12 protein-coding genes are annotated in these 13,948 nt (G+C 62.9%); all 12 read right to left on the bottom strand.

What is annotated here, in order from left to right:
- Window positions 1-99: 99 nt before the first annotated feature.
- Window positions 100-1,110: a FecCD family ABC transporter permease gene (locus ACM6HV_RS11300; RefSeq protein ID WP_414904223.1), complete on the bottom strand. Its 1,011-nt coding sequence runs from the start codon at window positions 1,108-1,110 to the stop codon at window positions 100-102.
- Window positions 1,107-2,054: an ABC transporter substrate-binding protein gene (locus tag ACM6HV_RS11295; protein ID WP_414904222.1), complete on the bottom strand. Its 948-nt coding sequence runs from the start codon at window positions 2,052-2,054 to the stop codon at window positions 1,107-1,109. Before ACM6HV_RS11295 ends, ACM6HV_RS11300 begins: the two co-directional genes overlap by 4 nt.
- A complete protein-coding gene (locus ACM6HV_RS11290) occupies window positions 2,051-2,839 on the bottom strand; it encodes an ABC transporter ATP-binding protein (protein ID WP_414904221.1) in 789 nt (262 codons plus the stop codon). Before ACM6HV_RS11290 ends, ACM6HV_RS11295 begins: the two co-directional genes overlap by 4 nt.
- A 172-nt stretch (window positions 2,840-3,011) precedes the next feature.
- Window positions 3,012-5,135 carry a TonB-dependent receptor gene (locus tag ACM6HV_RS11285; protein WP_414904220.1) on the bottom strand — a complete coding sequence of 708 codons (2,124 nt, stop codon included), beginning with the start codon at window positions 5,133-5,135 and terminating at the stop codon, window positions 3,012-3,014.
- A 150-nt stretch (window positions 5,136-5,285) separates the two neighbouring features.
- Complete coding sequence (locus ACM6HV_RS11280) at window positions 5,286-6,665, bottom strand: PepSY-associated TM helix domain-containing protein (protein WP_414904219.1); 1,380 nt, start codon at window positions 6,663-6,665, stop codon at window positions 5,286-5,288.
- Between the two features lie 116 nt (window positions 6,666-6,781).
- Window positions 6,782-8,902 (bottom strand): TonB-dependent copper receptor, encoded by a 2,121-nt coding sequence (locus tag ACM6HV_RS11275; RefSeq protein ID WP_414904218.1) that lies wholly within the window; start codon window positions 8,900-8,902, stop codon window positions 6,782-6,784.
- A gap of 85 nt (window positions 8,903-8,987) precedes the next feature.
- The gene (locus ACM6HV_RS11270) at window positions 8,988-9,428 is read right to left on the bottom strand and encodes a DUF2946 domain-containing protein (RefSeq protein ID WP_414904217.1); all 441 of its coding nucleotides are present in this window, start codon (window positions 9,426-9,428) and stop codon (window positions 8,988-8,990) included.
- A gap of 21 nt (window positions 9,429-9,449) precedes the next feature.
- Entirely contained in the window at window positions 9,450-9,926 is a 477-nt protein-coding gene (locus ACM6HV_RS11265; protein ID WP_145596206.1) for a copper chaperone PCu(A)C, read from the bottom strand.
- Window positions 9,927-9,974: 48 nt separating this feature from the next.
- On the bottom strand, window positions 9,975-10,373 hold the full coding sequence (locus ACM6HV_RS11260) for a DUF2946 domain-containing protein (RefSeq protein WP_414904216.1): 399 nt from the start codon (window positions 10,371-10,373) through the stop codon (window positions 9,975-9,977).
- A 349-nt stretch (window positions 10,374-10,722) separates the two neighbouring features.
- The gene (locus ACM6HV_RS11255; protein WP_414904215.1) at window positions 10,723-11,451 is read right to left on the bottom strand and encodes a cobalt-precorrin-6A reductase; all 729 of its coding nucleotides are present in this window, start codon (window positions 11,449-11,451) and stop codon (window positions 10,723-10,725) included.
- Window positions 11,448-12,545: a cobalt-precorrin-5B (C(1))-methyltransferase gene (locus tag ACM6HV_RS11250; protein ID WP_414904214.1), complete on the bottom strand. Its 1,098-nt coding sequence runs from the start codon at window positions 12,543-12,545 to the stop codon at window positions 11,448-11,450. Before ACM6HV_RS11250 ends, ACM6HV_RS11255 begins: the two co-directional genes overlap by 4 nt.
- Complete coding sequence (cbiE, locus tag ACM6HV_RS11245; RefSeq protein WP_414904213.1) at window positions 12,538-13,749, bottom strand: precorrin-6y C5,15-methyltransferase (decarboxylating) subunit CbiE; 1,212 nt, start codon at window positions 13,747-13,749, stop codon at window positions 12,538-12,540. Before cbiE ends, ACM6HV_RS11250 begins: the two co-directional genes overlap by 8 nt.
- Window positions 13,750-13,948: the final 199 nt, after the last annotated feature.

Below are 13,948 nucleotides of genomic sequence, written 5' to 3'. Positions count from 1 at the left end.
TGCCGCAGGCTGCGATCTTTTGACCTTGATTTCTAATGATCAAAAGCAAGATCAAGAGATCGCAGCCTGCGGCAGCTCCTACAGGGGGATTGTGTTGTGTCAGCGGCGGCGCATCAGGCCGATGAAGAACAGGCCGCCGATAGCCGCGGTGGCAACGCCGATGGGCAGGTCTTCCGGCGCGATCAGGGTTCGCGCGGCCACATCGACCCACACCAGAAACAGGCTGCCGAGCAGTACGCAGGCCGGCAGCAGACGGCGATGTTCGGCACCCACCAGACGGCGGGCAATGTGCGGCACCATCAGTCCGACAAAGCCGATCGAGCCACTGATCGACACCAGCACTCCTGTCATCAACGAGGCGATCACAAACACCCGCAAACGCACCGCCCGGGCATTCAGGCCGAGGGTCACGGCGGTCTGCTCGCCGGCCATCAGTGCGTTCAACGGGCGGGCCATGCCCAGCAGCAGGCCGAGGCCGAGCAACACGCTCAGCGCGGGTATTGCCAGCAGCTCCCAACGCGCCAGGCCGAGGCCGCCGAGCATCCAGAACATCACCGCCGAACTGGCGCGATGGTCGCCCATGAACAACAGCAGGTTGGCGATCGCCATCATCACGAACGACACCGCCACGCCGCACAGCAATAAGCGATCGCTGTCGAGCCGGCCCTGACGGTTGGCAATGCCCAGCACCAGAAACATGCTCAGCAACGCACCGATGAAAGCAGCAATCGGCAAGGTCAGCAGACCGACGATCTCACCTATGTGCAGCACCACGATCACTGCGCCGAGTGTCGCGCCGGAGGTGACGCCGAGCAGGTGCGGATCGGCCAGAGGATTGCGCGTCACCGCTTGCAACACCGCGCCGATCAACGCCAGCCCGGCACCGACCAACGCCCCGAGCAACATGCGCGGCACACGGATCAGCCAGACAATGTGTTCCTGCCCGGCGCTCCAGCTCACCTCGCCGAAACCGAAGGCCTTGTGCAGCAGAATCCGCCACACCACCTCCACCGGCACCCGCGCCGGGCCAAAGCCGAGCGACACCACGCACGACACCAGCAACACGGCGCCGAGGGCGATCAGCAACAAGGCGTAGCGACGGTCGATCATTCGCCGTGGAACCCCTTGGCCAGGGTTTCCACCGCCAGCACGTTATCGATCCCCGGCGTGGCCTGCACGTAAGGGATGACGATGAAACGCTGGTTCTTGATGGCGTCCACCGATTGCAACGCCGGGTTCTTCAGCAGAAATTCGATCTTCTGCTCGGCAGTGATTTCGCTGTAGTCGACGATCACGATCACCTGCGGATTGCGTTCGACCACGGTCTCCCAGTTGACCCGGGTCCAGCTCGCGTCGACGTCATCGAGAATATTGCGCCCACCCGCCGCGTCGATCAGCGCCTGCGGCATGCCGAGTCGGCCGGAGGTCATGGCGCGGTCTTCGCCACTGTCGTAGAGGAACACGCGCGGCTTGTCGGCGGGCAGGTCTTTGCGGATCTCGGCGACCTGATTCTGCATGTCGGCGATCAGTGCGTTGGCGCGATCCTGTACGTCGAAAATCTTCCCGAGATTGCGCAGGTCGTTGTAGGTGTCATCCAGCGTCGCCGCCGGGCGCTTCATCACGAAGGCGCAGGACTCGGTCAGCTCATACACGTTGATGCCCAGCGGTTGCAGGGTCTGCGGGGTGAGATCGCCGCCGACGCGCATGCCGTAATCCCAGCCGGCGAAAAAGAAATCGACGTTGGCGTTGAGCAGGGTTTCCACCGACGGATATTTCGCGGCCAGCTCCGGCAAGCCGTCGAGCAGCGACTGCATCTGGGGCGTCACCGACTTCCAGCCGCTGACGCCGCTGTAACCGGCCATGCGCGATTTGAGACCGAGGGCGAGCATCATCTGAGTCATGTTGATGTCGTGGCTGACCGCGTGCTTCGGCGCCTCGTTGAAGGTCACTTCGCGGTTGCAGCTGGGGACGGTCAGCGGGTACTTCGTGGCTTCGGCCAAGGCCTGGGCACTGCACAACAAAAAAGCGACGCAAAGCAGGGAACGCACGGTCATGGTCGGGTTATCCAGGTGATTCGCGGGTAGCCGTGGAGGGGATGGGAGTCGATCAACGCCTCGACGCCGAACACGTCGCGCAGCAACTCGGTGGTCAGTACTTCTGGCGGCCTGCCGCTGGCGACGATCCGGCCGTGGTTGATCACGTACAGTCGGTCACAGAACGCGGCGGCCAGGTTCAGGTCGTGGATGCTGGCGAGGGTGCCGATCTGCAGACGTTTGACCAGTTGCAGCAGTTCGAGCTGATAACGCGGGTCGAGGTGGTTGGTCGGTTCGTCGAGGATCAACAGTTGCGGTTGCTGGGTCAGGGCGCGGGCAAGGATCACCCGCTGCTTCTCACCGCCGGACAGGGTGGCGAACGCATGGTCTTCGAAGCCGTCGAGTCCGACGGATTTGAGCGCTTGCGTCGCCAGATTGCGATCTTCCAGCGTGTCGCCATCGAACAGGCCTTTGTGCGGCGTGCGGCCCATGGCGACCACTTCTTCGACGGTCAGGCCAAACGCATCGGGGAACTCCTGCAGAACCACGGCGATGCGTTGTGCACACCAGCGCGAGGATTGCTTCCATACGTTGTGATGATCGAGTCTGACCTCACCGCTTTCCGGCTGGCTGAAGCGATAGGCGCAGCGCAGCAGGCTGGTCTTGCCGCTGCCGTTGGGGCCGATCAGCCCGACAAACTCACCGGCGGCCACCTGCAACGAGGCATCACGCAGCTGGAACTGGTGATGGCAGTGGCCGTGGCCCAGAGGTGTCCAGGCAAGGTTGGCGAGATTTAGCGAGGTCATCAAATTCCTGAATTCATTACATCATTTGTGGTGAGGGGATTTATCCCCGATGGACCGCGCAGCGGTCCCAAAACCTGTCATCACGATTTGTCAGCAGACTGTATTCATCGGATTGCGACGGCTTCGCCGCCGATCGGGGATAAATCCCCTCACCACAGGAATGTTTGAGCTTTTAAAAGGTGTAATCCGCCGTGACGAAGAACGACCTCGGCTCGCCGAGAATCCATTGCTGGCCGTCATTGTATTGGCTTTGTGCGTACCGGCGGTCAAACAGATTGTTCAGCTGCAGGCCCAGCGTGGTGTTGTGCAAGGCTTGCCACGACAGCGTCGCATCGACCACGGTGTAACTCGGCAGCTCGTTGCGGTTGGCCATGTCGGCGTAGCGCGCGTCGACATAACGCACGCCGGCGCCAGCCTTCAGATCATCACTGAGGTTTTTGTTCAGCCACAGATTGGCGGTTCGACGCGGTACATCCACCGGGCGATTGCCGTTGTACGACAGCGTCTGTCCGTTGACCACTTCGGAGAAGTCATCGTACTTGGCCTTGACGATGGCGGCGTTGGCCTGCAGTTGCCAGGCGTGCGGCAGTTGCAGGTCGAGGCTGGCTTCAAGACCGTTGGACGATTGCTGACCGACCTGCTGCTTGAGCGTCGGGTTACCCGGATCGTCGGTCAGCAGCTTCTTTTTGACGATGCGATAGGCCGCCAGGGTGAACTCGCCGCGTTGATCCCAGAACAACTGCTTCAGGCCGACCTCGGTCTGGCGTGCAGTCGACAGGTCGTATTGCTGCTGACTCGGGCTCAGGGATATCAGGCCGCCAATGCCGTCGGTGCTGGTCGCGACCTGAGCGTAAAACGAAGTCTCGGGCGTCAGGGCAAACACCAGTCCGGCCTTCCAGTTGTTGCCGGTCAGGGTCTTGTCGCTCTGGCTATCGTCGATCAGGTTGTTGCGATCAACGTGCACGTAATCACGGCGCACGCCGGTCACCAGCGACCAGCGCTCGCTCAGTTGCGTGCGGTTTTCGCCGAACACTGACATCTGTCTGGTGGTGCTGTCGAACTGGTCGCGGTACGGGTTGGCGCTTTCGAAATAGCCCGGTTGCGGGTGATACAGATCCAGCGCCTGACCGTTCGGCAGCACGTCGTTGAACGGCGAGTTGCTGTTGAGCTGGAAGCGGATGCGGTTGTAATCGACGCCAGTCACGGTCTGGCTGTCGAGGCCGAGCAGCGAGTGTTTGAAGGTGAAGGTCTGGCGGTCGCCGACCTGTTCCTGCTGGTGGCCGATGCCGAAGTAGCCGCTGCGGCTGAGCTGTTGCGTGGCGGTGTCGAAGTTGTAGTTCTCGGCGTTCTGCCAGCGGCGCCGGGCCTTGAGGTAGTACAGCTCGTTGCTGGCGCTGAGCGCGTCGTTGATCTGCCAATCGGTGGTCAGGCGCGTCCACTGATCGTTGTAGTGCTGCCGGTCGTCGCGCACGTTGTAGTTCTTGTTGCGCAGGCTGTCTTTCAATTGGCCGTTGATCAACGGCGTGCCGAAGTCGTTCTGCGGGCGCTGATCGCCGTAATCGTGGGCGAGGGTGAAGGCCAGATCATCGCTGGCCTGCCAGCGCAACGCGGCGCTGATGAAATCGCTGGAGGAATCACCGCGATCAATCCAGCCGTTGCTGCGCAGGCGATTGAGATTGAGCCGATAGCTCAGGGTGTCGCTCAGCGAACCGCCGCTGTCGAATGCCTGCTGCTGACGGTCGTAGGAGCCGTAGCCGAGGCGCAAGTGGTTTTCGATGTCGCCTTCGAACGGTTTCTTCGGAATTACGTTGACCACCGCCCCGGTCGCGCCCTCGCCGTACAGCACCGAGGCCGGGCCGCGCAACACGTCGACGCGCTGCACCGACCAGGTGTCGACCGGAAAGGTCACGGTGCCCATGCCGGTGTACATGCGGTTGCCGTCATACAGCTGCATCACCGAACTCTGCCCGGTAAAGCCGCGTGCCTGCAACGAGGTGCCGCCATCGCCCGGAGTGCCGGTGCGGCTGATGCCGGTGCTGCGCGACACGGCGTCCTGCACGCTGCGATCGCCACGGACGCGCACCTGCTCGCCGCTGAGGCTTTCGACGCTGGCCGGGGTCTCCATGGCCGTCAGGTGCAGGCGCGAACCGGCGGAGGTCGGCGTGGTCAGGCTGACATTTTCTTCGTCAAGCGCAGGCGCGGTGATGGTGCCCGCGGGCAGCGTCAACGGCTGGCTGTCGGCGTTGGCGTTGTTCAGGGCGAACAGGCAGAGGCTGGACAAGAGGTACTTGTTCATCGGGGCGGTGAATCACTTCTTCAAAAGAAAACCCGCCACTTTGGGTGACGGGCAGAGCGGCACATTTGCGTTATACAGTAACACTAAAAACTGCCGGAGTTTAAACCCCGGCAGTTTAAAGATCTGTCTGAAACGCGCATCTCGCCTGCTTCACGATGAAGTTGAGGCAGATTCAGCTTGGCGGCCCAGACGCGAAAACAGCAGGCGATCCAGCAGCCAGACCAGCACCAGCGAAGCGCCCACCAGCGGAAAGATCACGGCAAGAGCGAGCATGATCGCCACCCCGGTTTTCCATTTCGGCAGGTCATGGCGCAGCGGCGGCACGCCGAACTTGTCTTGCGGGCGACGCTTCCACCAGATCACCACGCCGCTGACGGCGCTGAGCAGAATCATCAGGCAGATCAGCAGCACGACGATCTGGTTGACGGTGCCGAACATCTTGCCCTCATGCAGCATCACACCGATTTCCGTGGCCCGTGCCACCGCGCCGTACTGCTCGAAACGCACATCGGCGAGGACCTTGCCGGTGTACTGATCGACATGCAGGGTCGCATCGTTGCGCGGGTCGTCGGCGAACACGGCGATGGTGAACACACCGGTTGCGGTGGTCGGCAGGGTGATGCTGTAGCCCGGTTCGACCTTGCGTTCAATGGCGATGTTCTGCACGTCTTGCAGGCTGATCGCGGGTGCGGCGGGGCCGTGTTGCATGCCGCCGTGGGCCATGTGTTCGGCGTGGTCGCCGGACATCGGCATCGGCGTGTTTTCCATCGCCCACGGCACGGTCTGGCGCGCGGCGTTGTTGAGACTGCCGGCCTCGATGTCGGAGGTCGGCACGTTGTTCCACATCGCGGCCGGGAACACGTTCCAGACCTGCGCATATTGCTTGCCCCAGAAGCCGGTCCAGGTCATGCCGCTGAGCAGCATCACCAGCAACAGTGCGGCGCCCCAGAACCCGGTAACCGCGTGCAGATCACGCCACAACACCCGACCGCGACTGTTCAGCCGTGGCCACAGAATCCCGGCGGCCTGCCCGCGCGGCCACCACAGGAACACCCCGGACACCACCAACACCACACCCCAACCGGCGGCGAGTTCGATCAAGCGGTCACCCACGGTGCCGATCATCAACTCGCCGTGAATGGCGCGGGCGACGGCTTGCAGATTTTTCTTCGCATCCTGCTCGCCGAGGATGTCGCCGTGATACGGATCGATGAATACGTTGAGTTCATGACCCTCATTCTTGACGACAAACTGAGCGCTGCGTTCGGCGTTGGCCGGCGGTAGATATTGGGTGATTTGGCCCTGTGGATAAGCGCTCTTGACCCGTTGCAGCAGGTCATCGGCCGCCACCGTGTGATGCCCGGCCGGAACCTTGAGCAGGCTGCTGTACATCAGTGAGTCGAGTTGCGGTTTGAACAGGTAGACGATGCCGGTCAGGGCCAGCATCACCATGAACGGCGCGACGAATAATCCGGCATAGAAATGCCAGCGCCAGGCCAGGTTGTAGAAATTCGGTTTGGGCTTTTGCATCACGTTTGCTCCGCTTGGCGAATCATTTTTTAGATCAAAAGATCGCAGCCTTCGGCAGCTCCTACAGGATCTACGCGCTCCCCTGCAGGAGCCTGCGATCTTTTGATTTTTTCTTGTCAGAAACTCATATCGACCTTGGTCCAGAGCGTGCGCCCCGGTTCATTGATCGCTTGCGGGTCGTTGGCCGGGTAGCCGAAACCGGCGTTGCCCGCCAGGTTCAAGTGCTCGGCGTAAGCCTTGCCGAACAGGTTGTCGACGCCGGTGCTGACCTTCCAGTTCTTGTTGATCCGGTAGGCGCCGTTGAGCGAGAACACGCCAAAGCCGCCGCTCTTGTCGTAGTCCTTGCCGACCACGTTGCCCTTGTTCTGGTCGATGCGGTTTTGCGCCGCGACCACGCGCCACAGCGCCCCGGCACTCCAGTTGTCTTCGCTGTAGGTCAGGCCGAAACGCGCATCCAGTGGCGGCATTTGCGGCAGGGCCTTGCCATCGCTGCTGTTCTTGCCCCAGGCGTACGCCAGAGTCGCGTCGGCTTTCCAGTTATCGGTGAGTTTGTAGGCGGCGCCGAGTTCGCCACCCATGATCCGTGCGTCGATGTTTTCCGTGCGCGAAGTACTCATGCCCATCATCGTCGGCGTGTAGTCGAACAGGATGTAGTCGCGCACCACACCGACGTAGCCCGAGGCCCAGGCTTCGAGTTCGGCGGTCTTGTAGTTCACGCCGAAATCGAACTGGGTGGTCTTCTCCGGTTTGATCGAGTCGAACGCATTCAGCGAACCGGCCGGGCCGGACTTCGGTGAAAACAGCTCCCAATAATCCGGAAAGCGCTGCGCGTGACCGAGGCCGGCGTACAGCGTGGCCGGTGTGTCGGCCAGGTCATGCTCGTAGCGCACGAAACCGCTGGGCAGGGTGTCGGCGCGGGTCTCGTCGGCGGTCGGGTTGGGGCGGCTCATCATCCCCGAGCCGATGCTCTGCCGGTAATCCTTGGCCGAAGCACGGTCGATTCGGGCGCCGGTGATCAGCCGGTCCCGGTCGGCGGCGTACCAGGTCATTTCGCTGAACACGCCGTAGTTATGGAAATCGGCGTCCTTGGTGTACGGCTGATCCTTGTAGGTGTCGATGCCCATGCCGCTGCGTTGACGGTGTTCGTTGGTCTGCGCATCGAGGCCGGTGATCAGCTGGATGTCGGCCCAGCGCCAGGTTGCCTTGATCCGCGCGCCGAGGGTCCGACGGTCGACGTTGGACGCCATGGGCCCGGCCATCATCCCGGTGCCGGACGGTGTGCGCAGGGTGTAGTTGTCCATCACGTGGTCGGCGTAGTTGTAGTAGACCTGTGCTTCGAGTTTCTCCAGCACATCAGTGATGTTGGATTTTTCGAAGCGCAGGCCGAGGCTTTCGCGCAGGAACTGCGAACCGTCCATGCCGCGTCCGGCGTAGCGCGCTTCACCGTCGCCCTTGCCGGCGGTCAGCTCGATCAGGGTGTCGGCGTCCGGGGTCCAGCCGACGGCGATGTCACCGTTCCACTTGTCGTAGCGCGACGGCACACTGTCGTTGTTGCCGTCGCGGTAGTCGTCGGAGTGCGCGGTGTTGCCGATCACTCGCACGTAGCCCAATGGCCCGCCGGCAGCGGCGTCGACAACTTTGTCGAAGCGTCCGTTGGAACCGGCCAGCACGCTGGCATTCACCCGCGTGCCGAGTTCGCCGAAGCTTTCCGGCTCACGGTCGAAGAGGATCGTGCCCGCCGATGCGCCCGGGCCCCAGAGTACGGTTTGCGGGCCTTTGATCACCGTGAGCTTGTCGTAGGTTTCCGGCGAGATGTAGGAGGTCGGCGCGTCCATGCGCCCGGGGCAGGCGCCGAGCAGCATGCTGCCGTTGGTGAGAATGTTCAGCCTCGAACCGAACATGCCGCGCAGCACCGGGTCGCCATTGGTGCCGCCATTGCGCACCAGGGCGAAGCCGGGAATGGTCTTCAGGTAATCGCCGCCGTCGCTGGCCGGCACCGGTTGGCGCGGGTCCTTGGGGGTGGTGACGATGGTCAATGGCGAACTGGGGGCGATCGCGGTGATCACCGTCGGGCTCAGTTCATCAACGTGACCGGCGTGGTCATCGGCCAGCACCAGCGGGGACAGCAGGACGCCGCAAAGGGCGGCGGTGGCGTGCGAGAAACGAATGCGTGATGCGTTCAGCGCGAAGGACGCCTGGGCAGAACCCGGGCGTGGAACAGCAGAAAACCTGGACATGACAATTTCCATCAAACAGTCGTAAACGACACGGCCGGCAGCCTGAAGCTGTCTTCTCGACCGTGTGCAATCAAAGGTGCGGTGTTTACGCGGCGACGGGCGGGGCGCGGGTGCGGGCGCCAGGGAAGAAGGTCTGCCGGGCATGGCCCAGACGCGGGGAGGATGGGACGAATGTGTTGACGTGGGCGATGCTGAATGTTGCGAACGCGCCGCCACCGGTCAGCGCCGGGCAGTTGAACAGCAGGCTGCAATAACCACACTTTTCCCACAGGGCGTGGTGCGAGGATTGCGGCGGACAGTGTTCGGCACTGGGCTGTGTGTCGTGATCGCCGTGATCCATGCCCGGCATGGCCGTGTCCATGCTCATCGGCATGGAACTCGAGGCGTGCTGATCCATCGGCATCGACTGAGAAATCAGCGGGCCGATGAAGATCATCAACATGGCGAACAGGGCGATCCAGCTACCGCGGGTCAGAGTCTGACTCTGGCGATGCTTGCTGGACGCCCCGGCGCGTTGCGGGCGCACGGGCGTGGTCAGCCGGATCGGTTACTGGGCGTGATCGTGTGCCTTGGTTTCCGGTGGTTTCTTCTGCACCGCGACTTCGACGGTAACGTTGCCGGCCTTTTCGAAATGCAGGGTCAGCGGGAAGCGTTTGCCGTCGCTGAGCAGGCTGCGGTCTTTCGGGTTGAGCAGCATCACGTGATAGGCCATCGGCGCGAACGTCACTTTGCCGCCGGCCGGGATCACCACGTTGGGCACTTGCTGCATTTTCATCAGGTCGCCCTGCATTACATGCTCATGCAGTTGCGCTTCGGCGGTGATCGGCGAGTCGACGCTGAGCAGGCGATCGTCGGTCTTGCCGGGATTACTGATCACAAAATAAGCGGCGACGGTTGGCGCGTTGGGCGGCAGCTCCTGCGACCATGGGTGAGCGATTTCCAGCTCACCGGCCTTGTATTCGTGGGCATGGGCGAAGCACGCCGGCAGCAACAGCGCGGCGATGACGAAGAGTTTGTTCAACATGGCAGTTCTCCAGAACGATTTGATACGCAGGTCAATTGCGAGAACAAATCAAACCAGAGGCGAGGCGCGCGGATTAAGGCTCGGCCATTGCTGGCGCGGTGTCGGTGTTTGCAACGAGGGCGGCGCCACGCTGCGATTGCTTTCGTAGCGGGCGAAATACAGCTGCGGCGCATGCCCCGGCAACGCCACCAGCGGCGCTGAACCCGAGCAGCACCAGCAATGCTGCATGTTGGAATGGCTGTCATTGGACGGGGCTTTCTGCTCCGGGGTGCCGATGTTGATCGCCACCATTTTCGTCCCGCTGCCGGTGCAGAAACTGCTCCACAGCAATTGTTCGGCCGGTGAATTGGCCGCCTGCGCCAGCGCCCCGGTCATCGGCATGGCGAGCATGTTGAACAGCACTGCAAAGCAGGCGATCCAGGCAAATGCGAGCCGGTGTCGGTTCATGGGAAAGATCCGTTGGGTGGGCGATCAGGCGCGGGCTATTTAGCCTGATCAGGGCCGATAAGTAAAAAGGCGTCGTGCGGTTTGGTGTCGCAGATCAATGGAAATGAGTGTAGCGGTGGAAATGTGCAACGCCAGACTCATCCGCCGATCCTGTAGGAGCTGACGAGTGGAACGAGGCTGCGATCTTTTGATCTGCTTTTTAACGTTCAGGATACGAGCTGTCAGGTCGCACGCCTTCGCGAGCAAGCCCGCTCCCACAGGATCCCTGGCATACACAAACTATGCAGTCGGCGCCGACCACTGTGGGAACGGGCTTGCCCGCGAAGGCGTATTCGAACTCTGCACCTGGCTAAAGCCGGGTGAAGGCGGCAAGGGCAGCGAAGACTTCAGCCGTCGTCACAAACTCCCGATCAACCCCCGGCAACATCGGCCGCTTCAACACCAGCACCGGCACGCGCAACTCCCGCGCCACTTCCAGTTTTGGCTCGGTCGCGGTGCTGCCGCTGTTCTTGCTGATCAGGACATCGATCTGCCGGCGCTCGAAGAGCGCGCGTTCTTCCGCAAGCAGAAATGGCCCACGGGCGCCGATCACTTCGCAGCGTTCGTTGCCGGGGTAGACGTCGAGGGCGCGCAGGGTCCAGAACTGGCTGGCAGGGATTTCATCGAGGTGTTGCAGCGGTTCGCGGCCGAGGGTGAACAGCGGGCGGCGGAACGGTTTGAGGGCTGCGGTCAGTTCGGCCCAGTCGCTGACTTCGCGCCAGTCATCGCCCGGTTGCGGCTGCCATGCGGGGCGGCGCAAGGCCCAGCAAGGGATGCCGGTCAGTTGCGCGGCGCGCGCGGCGTTGTGGCTGATTTGCGCGGCGTAGGGGTGGGTCGCGTCGAGCAGCAGGTCGATGCCTTCGTCGCGAATGAACTGCGCGAGCCCTTCGGCCCCGCCGTAGCCGCCGACACGTACCTGGCAGATCAGGTCGGTCGGTACCCGGCCCACGCCGGCCAGGCTGTAGATGTGTTCTGGCCCCAACGTACGGGCGATGGCCAGGGCTTCGGTGACGCCGCCCAGCAACAGAATGCGCTTCATGCAAAACCTCCGGCGTGGCCGACAATGCCGCCCTGGCGATCAATCGCAAACACTTCGACCTGAACCTGCGCCGGCACCACGCTGCGGGCGAAAGTCAGCGCGTGGCGACAGACTTCATCGCCAAGGGCCACGCCTGCCGCACTGGCCATCGCCAAGGCCTGCTGACTGGTATTCGCTTCACGAATACTTTGCTGCAACGCCTGATCGGCGCCAATCGCCGCCGCCCATTCGGCCAGTTGCGGCAGGTCGATGCTGGAATGGCGGGAGTGCAGATCCATGTGCCCGGCCGCCAGTTTGCTGATCTTGCCGAAGCCGCCGCACAGGCTGAGTTTATCCACCGGCACTTTGCGCAGGTGCTTGAGCACCGCACCGACAAAGTCGCCCATTTCGATCAAGGCGATTTCCGGAAGGTCGTAGACCCGGCGCATGGTGTCTTCGCTGGCGTTGCCGGTGCACGCGGCAATGTGCAGGTAGCCATTGGTTTTGGCGACGTCGATGCCCTGATGGATCGAGGCGATGTACGCCGCGCAGGAAAACGGCCGGACGATGCCGCTGGTGCCGAGGATCGACAAACCACCGAGAATGCCCAGACGCGGATTCATGGTTTTCAACGCCAGCGCTTCGCCGCCCTCGACGTTGACCGTGACCTCGAAGCCGCCGCCATAACCGCTTTCGGCGGCGAGCAGGCTCAAGTGATCGCTGATCATCTTGCGCGGCACCGGGTTGATTGCCGGCTCACCGACGCCGAGCACCAGCCCCGGCCGGGTCACGGTGCCGACACCTGTGCCCGCGATGAAGCGAATCCCCGGCGCGTCCAGCAGCCGCACGTGTGAATAGAGCAGCGCACCGTGGGTCACGTCAGGGTCGTCGCCGGCATCCTTGATCGTCCCGGCCTCGGCGCCGTCGGCGGTCAAGCGGCAAAACTCCAGACGCATCTGCACCTGCTTGCCCTTGGGCAGGACGATCTGCACCGCATCCGCCGAGGTACCGCCGAGCAGCAGACGCGCGGCGGCAAGGCTGGTGGCGGTGGCGCAGCTGCCGGTGGTCAGGCCGCTACGCAGCGGCGCGGGTTGTTCGGCGGTTTCGTCACGCATCGAGGGGTTTGACCAGATCGAGCAAGGTGATCGGCAGCGCCTGCCGCCACGTGTCGAACTCACCCAGCGGTTGCGCCTGGGCAACGTGGATTCGGGTCAGTTCGCCGCCGTGGCGTTCGCGCCAGTTCATCAGGGTGACTTCGCTTTGCAGGGTCACGGCGTTGGCCACCAGTCGACCACCGGGTTTGAGTTGATCCCAGCAGGTTGCAAACACGCCCTCACGGGTCACGCCGCCGCCGATGAAGATCGCGTCGGGGCGCTCCAGCCCGGCGAGCGCCTGCGGTGCGCGGCCCCGCACCAATTGCAGACCGGGTACGCCCAACGCGTCGCGGTTGTGTTCGATCAAGGCCTGTCGGCCTTCGTCCGCCTCGATGGCAATTGCACGGCAGCTGGGGTGCGCGCGCATCCATTCGATGCCGATCGAGCCGCAACCGCCGCCGACATCCCACAGCAGTTCGCCGGGGATCGGCGCGAGGCGGGCGAGGGTGATGGCGCGGACATCGCGTTTGGTCAGTTGCCCGTCGTGCTGGAATGCCGAATCGGGCAGTCCGGCCAGACGCGACAGGCGCGGTGCCTGCGCATCGGCCAGGCATTCGATGGCGATCACATTCAGATCGGCAATCGCCGGGTCGTTCCAGTCATTGGCAGTGCTGTCGATGCGCCGCTCGGCGTCGCCGCCCAGGTGCTCCAGAACACTCAGGCGACTGCCGCCAAATCCGCGCTCGCGCAGCAGCGCCGCGACCGCCGCCGGACTTTGCCGGTCATTGCTCAGCAGCAACAGGCGTACGCCACTGAACAGCTGCGCATTGAGTGCTGCCAAAGGTCGCGCGACCAGCGACAGTGTCACTACATCCTGCAACGGCCAGCCGAGCCGGGCGGCGGCCAGCGAACAGGAAGAGGGTGCCGGCAGGATCAGCATCTCGGCACTCGGCACCTGCCGCGCAAGGCTGGCGCCGACGCCATAGAACATCGGATCACCGCTGGCCAGCACGCACACGGCTTCGCCGCGCTGCTCCAGTACCGGCGCGAGGGAAAACGGGCTTGGCCACAACGCGCGTTCACCGCGTATGCATACCGGCAGCAAGTCCAGTTGCCGCTGGCCGCCGATGATCCGCGAGGCGCCCATCAGGGCCCGCCGGGCATTTTTGCCCAGGCCCTTGAAGCCGTCTTCACCGATTCCCACAACCGTCAGCCAGGGTGTCATGCCGTTCCTTAAATCCAGGGTAGATCTTCAAGGGCGGCATGATAACGCGGCGGCCGGCATCTGACGCGGGTCTGTCGTCGCGGGGGCCGAAAGCCGCGCGGAAATGTGTTGTTGAGCAATATTGGTTTTTTCAACTGCTGTTTTTGTTAGTTTGCTTCAGGTCAGTTATTTAATAAGTCTGACGCAATAGATCAATAAA

Source organism: Pseudomonas sp. IT-P260, assembly GCF_949768395.1.
GTDB classification, from domain to species: Bacteria; Pseudomonadota; Gammaproteobacteria; order Pseudomonadales; family Pseudomonadaceae; genus Aquipseudomonas; species Aquipseudomonas parakoreensis.
The sequence above is the reverse complement of the archived record's forward strand: the minus strand, read 5'-3'. Positions and strand labels throughout refer to the sequence as shown.

Bases quoted from the DNA above. Each gene is read 5' to 3' on its own strand.
- ACM6HV_RS11290 (WP_414904221.1), bottom strand. From the start codon at position 2,839: ATGACCTCGCTAAATCTCGCCAACCTTGCCTGGACACCTCTGGGCCAC.
- ACM6HV_RS11300 (WP_414904223.1), bottom strand. From the start codon at position 1,110: ATGATCGACCGTCGCTACGCCTTGTTGCTGATCGCCCTCGGCGCCGTG.
- ACM6HV_RS11280 (WP_414904219.1), bottom strand. From the start codon at position 6,665: ATGCAAAAGCCCAAACCGAATTTCTACAACCTGGCCTGGCGCTGGCAT.
- ACM6HV_RS11260 (WP_414904216.1), bottom strand. From the start codon at position 10,373: ATGAACCGACACCGGCTCGCATTTGCCTGGATCGCCTGCTTTGCAGTG.
- ACM6HV_RS11275 (WP_414904218.1), bottom strand. From the start codon at position 8,902: ATGTCCAGGTTTTCTGCTGTTCCACGCCCGGGTTCTGCCCAGGCGTCC.
- ACM6HV_RS11255 (WP_414904215.1), bottom strand. From the start codon at position 11,451: ATGAAGCGCATTCTGTTGCTGGGCGGCGTCACCGAAGCCCTGGCCATC.
- ACM6HV_RS11295 (WP_414904222.1), bottom strand. From the start codon at position 2,054: ATGACCGTGCGTTCCCTGCTTTGCGTCGCTTTTTTGTTGTGCAGTGCC.
- ACM6HV_RS11250 (WP_414904214.1), bottom strand. From the start codon at position 12,545: ATGCGTGACGAAACCGCCGAACAACCCGCGCCGCTGCGTAGCGGCCTG.
- cbiE (WP_414904213.1), bottom strand. From the start codon at position 13,749: ATGACACCCTGGCTGACGGTTGTGGGAATCGGTGAAGACGGCTTCAAG.
- ACM6HV_RS11265 (WP_145596206.1), bottom strand. From the start codon at position 9,926: ATGTTGAACAAACTCTTCGTCATCGCCGCGCTGTTGCTGCCGGCGTGC.
- ACM6HV_RS11285 (WP_414904220.1), bottom strand. From the start codon at position 5,135: ATGAACAAGTACCTCTTGTCCAGCCTCTGCCTGTTCGCCCTGAACAAC.